The sequence below is a fragment of the Rhodococcus sp. OK302 genome, assembly GCF_002245895.1.
Classification (GTDB): domain Bacteria; phylum Actinomycetota; class Actinomycetes; order Mycobacteriales; family Mycobacteriaceae; genus Rhodococcus_F.
Map to the genome: position 1 here is coordinate 3249332 of NZ_NPJZ01000001.1, position 13472 is coordinate 3262803.

Sequence of the window (13472 nt, forward strand, 5' to 3'; positions counted from 1 at the left end):
CCCTGTGAATCGCCAGATGAGTGTTGCAGAATCGGAACCCAAGTACTACCGCGTGCGCACCGAGATCGAGACGATTCTGGATGGGCTCGAAGAAGGAGATGCGGTTCCGTCCGAACGGGAACTTGCCGCACGATTCACCGTCGCCCGCGAAACCGTGCGTCAGGCACTGCGTGATCTGCTGGTCGAGGGGCGCATCGAACGCCGCGGGCGCGGAACCGTTGTGTCGAGTCCCAAGCTGGTGCAACCGCTTTCGCTGCGGTCCTACACAGAAGGTGCCGTGAGCGCGGGGCGTGTCCCGGGACGACGGGTGGTGACATTTGAGCGCATCCTCGCCGACGACGGGCTTTCGGCCGAGTTGGGAATCGACGTCGGCGATTCCGTCGTTCACCTCGAACGCGTCCTGCTTGCGGACGGTGAGAAGATCGGACTGGAATCAACGTATATGCCGGACAGCAGGTTTGGTGAAATGCTGGACACCTTTGACGGCACGACTTCGCTCTATGCCGCCATTCGTTCCATCGGCGTTGTCTTCGGCTCGGCTACCGAACGAATTGAAACAGTATTGGCTTCGCCCCGCGAGGCGACACTGATGGAATCCACGACCTCGATGCCGATGCTCTTGCTGCACCGGACGTCGGTGGATCCCGACGGCATTCCCATTGAGCGTGTGCGGTCCCTCTACCGCGGTGATCGGATTGCGTTCCTGACAACCCTGCGGGAGTGACGAGATATCAACAGCCTGTCATTGTCCGGATTTGAGGTCCCGTCTTTTCCGAGCCTCGAGGCGGGCTGCAGCGAACTGTTCCCACGGTTGGTTGCTGCACCCGTTTTTGTCTGCGCATTCACGAAGGTTGTCGGGAATCCATGAGCGGGCTTGCGTACTTAATTTCGGGTCCACGAGGCGAGGCGCCCAGATCCAAAATGCATGGACGATGCCATGGAGTGTTTCGATGACATCTGGCGAGAATTCGGGTGCAGCTTCGGCGAGCTTATTGACTATCGTTGAAGATCGGATGATGGGAAATCGCGTTTCCTCGAGTTCGAACCCCTGCTCCGGAGAATCGTTCCGAATTGTCCGATATAGTTCACTTATCGAAATATCTCGGTCGGTTATTACGGATACCGGCATTGCTTTGTGTCTGTTCGTGTATATAAGCACTTGGGGCGCGACCAGTCGGCAAGGTGTGCCTTTTCTTGGATGGAGGTCGACGCAGGCCACCGTTTCGTTGTGCTTGCTCTCGATCCACAGAGGGGCGGTTTCCACCCACAACGGTGGGGCAACCACCGCAGATGACTGAAAGTCAGTGATAGCAGCATCGGACCATTGGATCGGTGTGTAACGCGGTTTGTTCTCGGTGAGCGCGAGGAGTCTGTCGCAGACGGAACACCTGAGCATGAAGTCGGCGTCGTTTCCGGTGGACCGTACTGCGCACGTGACTCCGCAGCATTTGCTATCTGATCCGGGAAACAGTGCGTCGATGATGAGGGAACGTAATTTTAGATCAGGTGTGCTGCCGAGATGTGCGAGTTGGCTGTTGACGAATCCTTCATGAGGTTTCGGAGAAACATCGTGTGTAGTGCAACCGGAGGTTCCCCTAATTGCGTATGGCATGAATTGGGTTTGCATGTGGGTGAGCGTCGCAGTTACATTCGGTCGCCGTCAACTCGAATCGAGCGCTTTCTGCGAATAGCGCGTAGATATCGGTATGGTGAACGCTATGAGTGAATGCGACACGACGAAAGGCGCATGAGCGCCCCGCAAGACGATTACCGCGCTGCGCCGGCGCGACGCGCCTTCAAGGCAGGTTCGATGGCCGGCTACGGCGATGTTCTCTGGGTACTCGACGTCAGCCACCCGCTTCTGCTGCGTCGGGTCGGAAACGGCGAGGTTACCGAGCACGTCATACCGGGACCGATACGTGGTTCGGGGATCGTGGGATACAAGATTCGGTCACTGTGGGCCGACGAGTCCGGATGTTGGATCACAGGTCGGGACGGAATCGCGCACTGTGATTCCACAGGCGTGGTGCGAGTGCTCGACGAGGCTCCGGTCCGAAGTGCGGCACTGGTCAACGGTGTCCTCGCATACACGACCCATCGAGATGGACGCGATGAAGGCGCACCGACGCTGATCCGGCTCCGGACAATTCAGGGGAGCGTGAAAGAGGTCACGGTACCGGCTGATGTTCAGAGTATCGGCGTCGAGCAGTCTGGATTTCTGGTATTCATGCGAACCGGTGTGCAAGGAACGAGTGCTGCACTATTCGACCGCGGATGTTGGTGCGCCAGAGTGTCGTTGGATGGAACCTGCACGATCGGTACAGCGTGGCCGCGGCGGTACTGGGAGACGATGGATGTGAAGTTGGTGGATATCGGCGCACCGTTGGCGGTGTCACGGTCCTCGATGTCCGCTGAAGTTCTCGACGACAATCTCTTCCCAGCGTTGAGGATTCGCTTGAGTTCTTCGTTCGGGCCGTGGCCTGTGGTGGGTGGGCCGTGGTTCGCGGCAACTGGGAGTCATGTCGCGAGTGCATATCGCGACGACCGGTTCGACGTCGTGTTCAACTCTCGGGCTGAGAGTTTCGCCTACTATCGGCTCGACCGTCACCTCACCCGTCCGGCCGCTTGGGCGTTCGCGCCGGGATTTCCGAAAGACCTTGCAGTGCTGGCGTCTTCTGGGCAATTGTGGATTTCGACGACCGAGGATCTGTATGTCTCCGAACCGGATTCGTTGCGCTGTGGCGGTGAAATCGAGTTGCGTGAAGCGGATCAACAGGACCTCCCCATGCCCTACCTGCCGGTGAATCCACCAGCGGAAGTTGGCGATCCCGAAGTGTGGGCCTGCCGAGAACGGGCGCGACTCATCGAGGAGAACAGGGACCTCGGCTTGATCGACGTGGAGATCGAAGGATGGTTCCCGTTCACCACTGTGTTGGTGACATTCCAACTTTCGGAATTGCGCGGCGTTGTGTGCGCTCGACGCTTCGGCCTCTTCAATCGCGATGGTCAACCTGCGTTGTGGCGAGGCGCGCCGACACTGCTGAGTTCGATGCACCTGGACATCATGGAAACCGGCGGCATCCGACGGTTGAGATCACAATCACCGGACGCTTTCGGTCGAGTGTGGGTGTGACAGGCGGAACGTGGTTACTGTGCAGGCATGACGTGCGCTGTGATGTCAGGCCTTCGAATCGGCGATGTGACTCGCGGTGACGCGGCGGGTGGCGTCCACGCGTCGGAGATTTTGGATTGGGGTCACCCGAGCGTCGAACAGTTGTATGCCGAAGCCGCGCGAGAGACGACATCCGCGCGCGAGTTTCTCGTCGCGGCTCACCGGGCGATCCAACAGAGAATTCGCGCTGTCTACGCACTCGACGACACTCAACCGGTTTCGGTCACTCTCCGACGGGAACGTGGCTCGTGCAGTCAGCGGTTGGCCGTTCTCGAGGCGTTGGCGCGTCGCCACGGGATAAGGACACGGGTGACCGGGCTGATCCTGCGTGGCGAGTTCTGGTACCCACGATTCCGTAGATTGCATGCGTTCATCCCCGAGCGCGTGTTGCTGGCCTGGCCGGAGTTCCTGATCGACGGCAACTGGTGTGACGTATCCGAGGTGCTGGTGGAACCGACCGAGGCGACGTCGTTCGAGCCGTTCGCCAACGCTGGAGCCGAGACCCTGTTCGACGCACTCTCGCGGGCCCCGATCAGGTGGACCGAAGCGAGTTCGTGCGATTGCCTGGACTTCTCCGAGTTCGTCGAAAAGGAGCTGGGAACCTTCGATTCCCGCGACGCGCTTTTTGCGGAATTCGGCCAGACGATGTCTGCTCCGATCAGGGCTGTCATCGATCCTGTGTTCCGGAATTGGAGTGCGTCCGGCTAGCTCGAGGATCGAGGTCTAGGCTGTTCTGCATGTCTGTGCGCACACCGTTGGTCCCCGGAACCGTCTCACCTGTACTTGCCGTGCCCTCCAAGATCGAGCGGCCCGAGTACGCGTGGAGGCCGACCGCCAAGGAAGGCAACGAGCCGTGGATCCAGACTCCGGAGACCATCGAGGCGATGCGTATCGCCAGCAAGATCGCTGCGCAGGCGCTGCAAGAGGCCGGCAAAGCGGTTGCTCCCGGCGTTACCACGGACGAGCTTGATCGCATCGCCCACGAGTACATGATCGACCACGGCGCTTACCCGTCGACGTTGGGCTACAAGAGCTTTCCCAAGTCTTGCTGCACTTCCCTCAACGAGGTGATTTGCCATGGAATCCCCGATTCCACGGTCATTCAGGACGGTGACATCGTCAACATCGACGTCACCGCGTACATCGGTGGCGTTCATGGCGACACCAATGCAACATTCCTTGCCGGCGATGTATCCGAAGAGCATCGACTGCTCGTCGAGCGCACCCACGAAGCCACGATGCGGGCAATCAAGGCAGTCAAGCCGGGTCGCGCACTCAACGTCATCGGCCGTGTCATCGAGTCGTACGCTCATCGCTTCGGCTACGGCGTCGTCCGCGACTTCACCGGTCACGGCATCGGTGAGACATTCCACAACGGCCTCGTGATCCTGCATTACGACGAGCCCACGGTCGAGACCATCATCGAGCCCGGCATGGTCTTCACCATCGAACCGATGATCAACCTCGGCGGCATCGACTACGAGATCTGGGAAGACGACTGGACCGTCGTCACGAAGGACCGTAAGTGGACGGCGCAGTTCGAACACACCTTGGTTGTCACCGACACCGGTGCCGAGATCCTGACCCTGCCTTGACCCTGCGCGGTGCCCTGCTCGTAGCCGGCACGACGTCGGATGCCGGTAAGAGCGTGCTTGTGGCCGGTCTCTGCCGGATGTTGGCACGCCGCGGTGTTCGTGTCGCGCCGTTCAAGGCGCAGAACATGTCCAACAACTCCGTCGTCACCCTGGACGGTGGCGAGATCGGTCGTGCGCAGGCACTTCAGGCACGGGCCTGCGGGCTCGAGCCGAGTGTGCGTTTCAATCCCGTGCTGCTCAAACCGGGAAGTGATCGCACGTCGCAGCTGGTGGTACGCGGCAAAGCGGTGACGACGGTCGGTGCTCGTGACTACATGCAGCATCGAGCGTGGTTGCGGGGCGTCGTGGCGGAAGATCTGGCGTCGTTGCGCGAGGACTACGACGTCGTGATCTGCGAGGGAGCAGGATCTCCGGCCGAGATCAATTTGCGGGCAACAGATCTCGCAAACATGGGGTTGGCCGAGGCGGCGCAGATTCCGGTGATCGTGGTCGGTGACATCGACCGTGGGGGAGTCCTTGCGCATCTCTTCGGGACTGTCGCGGTTCTGTCGGAAAGTGACCAAGCCTTGATCGCCGGGTTTGTGATCAACAAGTTTCGCGGCGACGTCGGACTGCTGGAACCGGGACTCGAGCAACTGCGCGAGTTGACCGGGCGTCCGACGCTGGGTGTCATTCCGTTCGCCGAAGACCTGTGGCTCGACGCCGAGGATTCCTTGGGCGTGACCGGCAATGCTCCCGTAGGTCGACCCGGGCCACCGGTCGGATCGTCATGGCTGACCGTTGCCGCAATCCGCTTGCCTCGCATCTCCAACTCGACAGATGTCGAAGCGCTGGCTTGTGAACCGGGCGTTGCGGTTTCGTGGATCACTGATCCCTCGCGGGTTCGCGACGCCGACCTCGTGGTGATCCCGGGCAGTAAGTCCACCGTGAGCGATCTGGAATGGTTGCGTAGTACCGGACTGGCGGAGGAGATCATTGCCCGAGCGGGTCGCGGGCAGTCGATCCTCGGTATTTGTGGCGGCTACCAAATGCTGGGTAAGGCGATTGTCGACGACGTGGAATCGGGATCCGGCACTACGACGGGTCTCGGCTTGCTGGATCTTGAAATCGAGTTCGCTGCGGACAAGGTACTGGCCCAGGTAGAGGGGCATGCCGACGGTGTTGCAGTGTCCGGGTACGAGATTCATCATGGACGGGTGATCCGAAACGGAGACTCACCACTCCTGCACAACGCCGACGGCACTCCGGAGGGAAGCGTTCGAGGCTCGGTTCGGGGGACTCACTGGCACGGGCTTTTGGAAAGCGATGACTACCGCCGGATGCTACTGATGGATGTTGCCGGTGATGGATTTGTTGTTGCCGAGAATGTTTCGGTCGCTGAGGTCCGTGAACAGCAACTCGACCTCCTGGCCGACCTCGTCGAGAAATATGTCGATCAGGATGCGCTCGACAAACTGATCGGCGGGGGAGTGCCGAATGGCTTGCCCGTCATCACTTCTCGCGTCGTGGCGCACAAGGGCTGACTGCCTGCGGCGATCAGTCGTCCTCCGCGATCGGGACGGCTGTTCCCGTGACCGCGATTCCTCCTTGCGTCGGAATGTCGACCAGCAGGATGCTTGGCCGGCCGACATGCCGGCCCTGGTGAATGGTGATGCGGCGGGGAGTGTTCGCGGGATCCAGTGAGCGAAGGTATCCGCCTGTCGAGGCTGCGGCAGATCCGGTAGCGGGATCTTCGGTGATGTCGCCGGCAGGGAAAAGATTCCGGGCTTCGAAGGTGTTGTCGTCCAATCGATGCAGGAAAGTCACCGTCCCAGGCCAGCCTTGCGCATCCATCAGTGCGCGCATTGTCGACGGGTCGAAGATGAACTCGTCGAACGTCGACTGATCCCGAAGAACCACGACGGGATGGGTGTTGCCGGCATAGGACAGTCGAGGAGGGAAGTCGGTATCGATGGCCGAGGAGTCGAGACCGACGAGTCCTAATAGGGCGGTGAGTACCGCGTGATCGATATCCGTGACCGATGGTTCGACGCTGGTGAAAGTGGCACGGATGCCTGATTCGTCGACCTGGGTCGTGATCGGCACCGGCCCGACGGAAGTCTCGAACACGAAAGTGCCGGCGCCGTCACGCTCGGTGAGTGCCACGGCGGTGGCGATGGTGGCGTGACCGCAGAACGGGATCTCCGAAATGGGGGAGAAGTATCGAATTGGGCTGTGCTGCTGGTTCTCTGCAGATCCAGGTTCGGTGATGAAGGCGGTTTCCGGGTATCCGATGCGGGTCGCGATGGCCTGCAACTCTGCATCGTCGATTCCGCGGGCATCCAAAACGATTCCTGCTGGATTGCCGCCGGCAGGATCGGAACTGAACGCCGTGTAGCGAAGGATGTCGGGTGCGAGGGCCATGGATCTATTCTCACGGAGGAAATGTGGTGGGGGAAGGACCGGATTCTCGGAACTGGACTGCGCGGCGCCCGGAACAACGTGAACTCCGTCGTGGTTGATCGAACTATGACTGACAACACAGAAATCCGGGACACATTGCTCGAGCTTGTTGCCAAAGGGAAACAGGGCGTTCTTGTGACAATCAAGCGCGACGGCCGACCTCAACTGTCCAACGTCATTTTTCTGTGGGACGCAGAGTCGCGAACCGCATCGGTGTCGATAACGGCAGACCGCGCGAAGAGCAAAAATGCTGCCCGGGACCCGCGCGTATCACTGCATGTCAGCGCGCCGGATTTCTGGAGTTACGCGGTGATCGAGGGGTCGGCCGAACTGACTCCCGTGGCGGCGGATCCGAATGACGAGGTTGCTGATGCGCTGGTCGAGTTGTATCGCGGTATCAGTGGCCAGGAGCATCCTGATTGGGAGGACTACCGCCGCGCCATGGTCGCCGAGCGCCGCCAGATTCTGAGCCTGCGCGCGGATCATGTGTACGGAGCGCCCGGAAAGTAGGCGAACGAGTGGTGAAGGCTTCAGGCACGCTACTTAAATAGTTGCAAATCTCCACGGAATAATAACGTTACGGGTTACTATGTAATTGTGAATTTCGAGATTCAACCCCGCCCTGGACGTCCTCGTGACCTGAGCAAGGATCAGGCAGTGCTTGTGGCAGCACGTCGACTCCTGGCAGATGTCGGCTACCAACAGACAACGATTGCGGCGATCGCGCGTATGGCCGGCGTGAATACGCCTGCTATCTATCGTCGGTGGCCTACGCGGGAAGCCCTGATCGAGGAAGCCGTGCATGGCACGGGCGGGCACCCCCTGCCGGATGAATCCGGCGACCTTCGGACCGACCTTGCCCTCTGGGTACGTGTCTTCCTTGTTCGTGCTGCGCGTCCGGCTGCGCGGGCCGGTGTTCCGGGTCTACTTGCCGATTCGCAAAGCCACGAGGCCCGTCAACGACTGCTGGCGATCGGTGCGCCGGTCCGCAAGGCCTTCCAAGGTCTACTCGAAGGTGCCGCAGCCCGAGGCGAAATCCCGGCCGGTGTAGACGCAATGTTCCTGTTCGACTTGATGTCCGGTGCAACGACAATGCGCGGGTTGACCAGGGGTACCGAGGACGAAGACGGCTTTGTCGATTCGCTTGCGGGTTCCCTGTTCGTTCTGGCTGCGCATGCCACCGAGACGCGTGAGATGAAAGCGGTGCACGAGTGAAGATCGACCTTCAGTTGAACGGCCGGCCCGAGGATGCGGCAGCACGGGCGAAAGAACTTGTCGCCCTGGGTGCAGACGGCCTTTTCACGTTCGAGGGAGCGCACGACGTGTTCGTGCCGCTCGTCGCGGCGTCGGGTGCCGTCCAGGTGGACCTGATGACAAACGTGGCAATTGCGTTGCCCCGCAGCCCGTTACATCTGGCTCATGTCGCGAATGACTTACAGTCCTTGAGTCGGGGGCGATTCCGGCTGGGCTTGGGCTCGCAGGTACGTCCGCACATCGAACGACGTTACGGCACCGAATGGTCGCGTCCGGCCGCTCGGATGCGGGAGTCGGTTTTGGCGATCAAGGCGATCTTCACTGCGTGGGAGGAGCGTTCACCGCTTGACTTCGCCGGCGAGTTTACGCGGCACACCTTCATGCCCCCGACATTCGACCCCGGGCCAAATCCGTACGGCACTCCGGAAATTTGTCTGGGAGCGTTGGGTCCCTTGATGACTCGGGCGGCAGCGGAGGTGGCGGACGGATTGCTCGTCATGCCCTTCAACAGTGCCCGGCACTTCCGGGAACGCACGATGCCCGCGATCGAGGAGGGGCTCGCACTGGGCGAGCGCACGCAATCGGACCTGGCGATCTACCCCCAGGTTCTGGTCGGTGTCGGTCGCACACCTGACGAACTTGATGCCGCCGAGCGTGGGGTCCGAAGCCTGCTCGGGTTCTACGCATCCACCCCGGCGTATCGGCCGGTGCTCGAGGTTGACGGTTGGGAAGACATTCAACCAGAACTTAATTCGCTGGCGCGGAATCGCGAATTCGACGCGATGAGGGACCTGATTGATCGCGACATGATGAACGCCATTGCGGTGGTGGGAACTCCCGAAGAATGTGCAGCGAAGATCATCGCGCGATTCGGAGACCATGCCGATCGTGTGTGCTGCTATTTCCCGGGCTATCCGGTGGTGGATGAACATATCGCGGAGATGATTTCGGCGCTCGAGGCGGATCGATGACAACTGGGCTGTCGGTGGAGGTGGACTGTGGTGTCGCCGTCATTACGCTCAACCGTCCGAAGCAGCGCAATGTGTTCACCCGGGCGATGGGTCAGGCGCTGGGAGCGGCCTACCGTGACCTCGACAACGACGACGAGGTTCGCGCGATCGTGCTGACCGGCGCACCTCCGGCATTTTGCGCGGGCGCGGATCTCGGTGGCGGCGCAGATACCTTCGATGCTCCGGCCGACACGTTCACGGCGTCTCCCGTGAATCCGCCCGCCTTCGATCTTCGTAAGCCTGTTATCGCCGCGGTGAACGGGCATGCGATCGGAATCGGCTTGACTATCGCGATGCAGGCAGACATTCGGATCTTCGCCGACAACGCCAAGTATTCGATACCGCAGGTTCGGCGGGGGGTGCTGCCGGACGTCATGTCGCACTGGACGGTTCCGCACATCGCGGGGATGGCGGTTGCCGCAGATATTCTGTTGACGGGCCGCACATTCGACGGCGCCGAGGCCGTGCGACTGGGACTGGGAAGCCGTTGTCTGCCGGCCGACGAGGTGTTGCCCGCCGCATTGGACATCGCCCGTGATATCGCGGTAAATGTTGCGCCGATGTCGGTGGCGCTGTCCAAACGCCTCCTGTGGCAGACCGCACGGCGCGGATTCGAACCTGAACGGGTGGCGGAACTCGAGACTGAACTGCACTTGCGGGTCATGGGCAAACCCGACGCAGCTGAGGGCGTTCGTGCCTATCTGGAAAGGCGTGACCCACAATGGGTTTCGAAACTGTCCGAGGAATGGCAAGAGGTTGCGCCGGAATGACGTCGCAGCCTACCGACGTTCCAGCGATCACCACCGGCGATGTCCTCGCGGGCGTTGACCTGACCGGTCGAACCGTTGTTGTCACCGGCGCGTCGAGTGGGCTGGGCGCGGAGACAGCCCAAGCCCTCGCCGGTGCTGGTGCCCACGTCGTCCTCACCGCGCGTGACATTTCTGCGGCAGGGTCAGTGGCGACTCGAATCCGGGTCGCGCACCCCACCGCCGAGCTGGATGTTTTCGGGGTTGATCTCGGTGACGTGGAAAGTATTGGCGCACTGGTAGATCGACTGTCGGATCTATCCATGACAGTGGACGTTCTGATCAACAATGCGGGGGTGATGTACACGCCGTTCGAGCACACTCGGGACGGTTTCGAGCTTCAGTTCGGTACCAACCACCTCGGCCACTTTGCGCTGACCACCGCGCTGTTGCCGATGTTGGTGGCCGCCGCCGATAAATCCGGTCGAGCTGCCCGAGTGATCACGGTGTCTTCGGACGCACATCGGACTCACCCGGTTGATCTTGCCGATCCGAATTTCGAGCGTCGCGCCTACGACAAGTTTGTTGCCTACGGGCAGTCCAAGTCGGCGAACGTGCTGATGACCGTCGAACTCGAACGGCAGGTCGGCGGCGACGGTGTGCATGCATTCGCAGTTCATCCGGGGGTGTGTGCCACTGGGCTCGCGCGTCACATGTCTCGAGAAGACATGGCCGAGATGAAGCGTCTGGCGTCGGGGACGTCGAATTCGCTCTCGAACCTCAAGTCCGTCCCGGCTGCCGCAGCGACATCGGTCTGGGGTGCAATCGCGCCCGAGCTCGATTCCATCGGCGGTGGCTATCTCGCGGACTGCAGCGTCGGCGCGGCCAGTGCCCATGCGACCGACCCCGCGACCGCCGCCGATCTGTGGGAACTCTCCACCAAGCTCACCACCATGCACGTGAAATAGGAGGACTGATGGCTCTACCGATCAACGAGGATCAGCAGGCGCTGGCGAATTCTGTTGCGGCATTTGCCCGACGGAACGCGCCGATCGCCGAGACCAGGACTCATGCCGACGCTTTGTCTGCTGGTAGCGGACCCGGCCTGGTGTGGGATGCGGTGGTGCGGCAAGGATGGCACAACATGCATTTGCCGGAGTCCGTTGACGGTTCGGAGTGTGGGCTTGATGTTCTCGCGGTAGTGGTCGAGCAGTTCGGCAAGTCCATGTTCCCCGGACACTATGTGCCGACCGTGATTGCCAGTGCTGTTGCGGCGACGGCCTCGAGTGGTGCCGGCGATCTGCTCCTCGCGTTCAGTGAGGGTTCCACCGGCGCGATCGTTGCGGGGAACCGATTGACGGCACGCCAAACGGCCACCGGCTGGGTGGTCGCCGGTATTTCGGATCCGACACTCGGATTGCCCGGTGCGGCCAAGATTCTCGTGCGTGCGGCAGATACAGATGCGCCTGACGTGAACCTGTGGTTCTGGCTCGGCGGGGCCGGGGAGTCGGCGACTGCGACAGTGACACCTTGCGACGCCCTCGACCTCACAAGGTCAGTCGGACGGCTCGAACTTGCCGGCCACCCGATTGCTCAGGACCAGGTACTGGCAGGCATTGACCAGGTGCGTGTCGACCTCATCGTCACGGCGTTGTTGGGGGCGGAGGCCAGCGGGATCGCAGCCTGGTGTCTGGAAACCGCGGTGGACTATGTGCGCACTCGACACCAGTTCGGGCGTCCGGTGGGCAGCTTCCAGGCAGTCCAGCACAAGGCTGCGCTTATGCTCGTCCGATCCCAGATTGCTTGTGCTGCAGCGTGGGACGCAGCCCGGGCGGCCCAAGGAACGTCCGATCAGCAGCAACTGGTAGCAGCCCAGGCGGCGCTCAATGCCGCCCCATCCGGCATCGACCAGGCCCTCGATTGCATCAGCCTGCTCGGTGGCATCGGATTCACCTGGGAGCATGACGTGCACCTGTACTGGCGGCGGGCCGTGAGCATCGCGTCCGTCGTCGGCACCGAAGACGAATGGTCCAAGCGACTTGGCGAGGTCGCGCAACATGCCACTCGCGACTTTTCTTTTGTGGACCAGGACACGTTGCCGGACTTGCGAGTACGCGTCGGCGAGGTTCTCGACGATGTTCTCGCACTCCCGGAAGACGAGGTCGCGACGGAAGGGTGGGCGCCGTCACGCGGCGGCGCCCGCCGTGGCCGACTCGCTGCCGAAGGTTTGACCGCGCCTCACTACCCGCAGCCCTACGGCCTCGACGCCGGACCGTTGGAGCAAGCGGTCATCGGTGACGAGTTTGCCCAACGGGGACTTGTTCAGCCCGACACGGGAATTGCCGAGTGGGTGCTGCCGACTCTGATCGCGCATGGCACCGAGGAACAGCAGAAGAGGTTCGTGCCCACGACGCTGCGAGGTGAACTCGTGTGGTGCCAGCTGTTTTCCGAGCCGGGAGCGGGATCGGACCTCGCCGGTCTGTCCACCAAGGCCCGCAAGGTCGACGGAGGTTGGGTGCTTTCAGGTCAGAAGGTGTGGAATTCGCAAGCGCGGGAAGCGGACTGGGGCGTCTGCTTGGCCCGAACCGATGCGGACGTGAAGAAACACGCCGGCCTCACCTACTTCTTGATCGACATGAACTCCACCGGCGTCGACGTCCGCCCGCTGCAGCAGGCCACCGGAGTCTGGGAATTCAACGAGGTCTTCTTCGACGACGTGTTCGTACCCGACGACTGCGTCGTCGCCGGCCCGGGCGACGGCTGGAGACTGGCCGTCACCACGTTGTCGAACGAGCGACTCAAGATGGGCACGGCCAAGTTCGGACACGGGTCCGCGGACACCGTCCGGCAATTGCTCGACGGGGGAGAGTACGGGAGCACCCGCGACGAGGTGGTTCGAGTTCTCGGACGCAACACAGGCCGCGAGCTGTCCGTGGGTGCGATGAATCTGATGAGCGTCCTGCAACGATTGCACGGGACGGAGGACACGACTGGATCGGCGACTAGCGTGCAGAAGGTCTTCCACGCAATAGCGCAGCGCGACGGGTCCCGTGCGTTGGTCGGCCTGCTCGGGCCGCTGGGCGCGGTGGGCAGCCCGGAGGAGCCGTATGTTCAGGACTACCTTGGGGTTCCCGCCGTTCTGATCGGCGGCGGCACCATCGAAATTCAGCTCAATGTCATTGCGCAGCGGGTGCTGGGGTTGCCGCGCTGAGACACCGACATCCACTCGTAGCCGGCGGACCTTACGTCCGTC

The 13472-nt window shown here is 61.6% G+C and carries 12 protein-coding genes; 11 read left to right on the forward strand and 1 reads right to left on the reverse strand.

The genetic code is table 11. From position 1 onward, the window contains the following. Positions 1 to 16 precede the first annotated feature (16 nt). The 5 genes from BDB13_RS14945 to BDB13_RS14970 all read left to right on the forward strand — a co-directional run bounded on the left by BDB13_RS14945 (position 17) and on the right by BDB13_RS14970 (position 6290). Positions 17 to 724, forward strand: a complete 708-nt coding sequence (locus BDB13_RS14945; protein WP_094272325.1) for a GntR family transcriptional regulator — start codon at positions 17 to 19, stop codon at positions 722 to 724. Between the two features lie 1023 nt (positions 725 to 1747). Continuing rightward, positions 1748 to 3133 carry a hypothetical protein gene (locus BDB13_RS14955; RefSeq protein WP_094272327.1) on the forward strand — a complete coding sequence of 462 codons (1386 nt, stop codon included), beginning with the start codon at positions 1748 to 1750 and terminating at the stop codon, positions 3131 to 3133. 27 nt (positions 3134 to 3160) lie between these two features. Then, a complete protein-coding gene (locus tag BDB13_RS14960) occupies positions 3161 to 3880 on the forward strand; it encodes a transglutaminase domain-containing protein (protein WP_094272328.1) in 720 nt (239 codons plus the stop codon). A gap of 29 nt (positions 3881 to 3909) precedes the next feature. Continuing rightward, entirely contained in the window at positions 3910 to 4767 is an 858-nt protein-coding gene (map, locus tag BDB13_RS14965; RefSeq protein WP_094272329.1) for a type I methionyl aminopeptidase, read from the forward strand. Between the two features lie 2 nt (positions 4768 to 4769). Beyond that, on the forward strand, positions 4770 to 6290 hold the full coding sequence (locus BDB13_RS14970; RefSeq protein WP_094274933.1) for a cobyric acid synthase: 1521 nt from the start codon (positions 4770 to 4772) through the stop codon (positions 6288 to 6290). A gap of 13 nt (positions 6291 to 6303) precedes the next feature. On the opposite strand, the gene BDB13_RS14975 is transcribed toward BDB13_RS14970, so the two are convergent. Beyond that, positions 6304 to 7170: a PhzF family phenazine biosynthesis protein gene (locus BDB13_RS14975; RefSeq protein WP_094272330.1), complete on the reverse strand. Its 867-nt coding sequence runs from the start codon at positions 7168 to 7170 to the stop codon at positions 6304 to 6306. A gap of 105 nt (positions 7171 to 7275) precedes the next feature. On the opposite strand from BDB13_RS14975, the gene BDB13_RS14980 reads away from it, so the two are divergent. From BDB13_RS14980 to BDB13_RS15005, 6 genes are all read left to right on the forward strand, one after another. After that, a complete protein-coding gene (locus BDB13_RS14980; protein WP_094274934.1) occupies positions 7276 to 7719 on the forward strand; it encodes a PPOX class F420-dependent oxidoreductase in 444 nt (147 codons plus the stop codon). A 147-nt stretch (positions 7720 to 7866) separates the two neighbouring features. Then, positions 7867 to 8424, forward strand: coding sequence for a TetR/AcrR family transcriptional regulator (locus BDB13_RS14985; RefSeq protein WP_094272331.1), 558 nt, complete (start codon positions 7867 to 7869; stop codon positions 8422 to 8424). Beyond that, complete coding sequence (locus BDB13_RS14990) at positions 8421 to 9434, forward strand: TIGR03617 family F420-dependent LLM class oxidoreductase (RefSeq protein WP_094272332.1); 1014 nt, start codon at positions 8421 to 8423, stop codon at positions 9432 to 9434. Before BDB13_RS14985 ends, BDB13_RS14990 begins: the two co-directional genes overlap by 4 nt. Continuing rightward, complete coding sequence (locus BDB13_RS14995) at positions 9431 to 10243, forward strand: enoyl-CoA hydratase/isomerase family protein (RefSeq protein ID WP_094272333.1); 813 nt, start codon at positions 9431 to 9433, stop codon at positions 10241 to 10243. The genes BDB13_RS14990 and BDB13_RS14995 overlap by 4 nt, the downstream gene beginning before the upstream one ends. Continuing rightward, positions 10240 to 11187, forward strand: coding sequence for an SDR family NAD(P)-dependent oxidoreductase (locus BDB13_RS15000; RefSeq protein ID WP_094272334.1), 948 nt, complete (start codon positions 10240 to 10242; stop codon positions 11185 to 11187). The genes BDB13_RS14995 and BDB13_RS15000 overlap by 4 nt, the downstream gene beginning before the upstream one ends. An 8-nt stretch (positions 11188 to 11195) precedes the next feature. After that, positions 11196 to 13430, forward strand: coding sequence for an acyl-CoA dehydrogenase (locus BDB13_RS15005; protein WP_094272335.1), 2235 nt, complete (start codon positions 11196 to 11198; stop codon positions 13428 to 13430). The last annotated feature ends 42 nt before the right edge of the window (positions 13431 to 13472 follow it).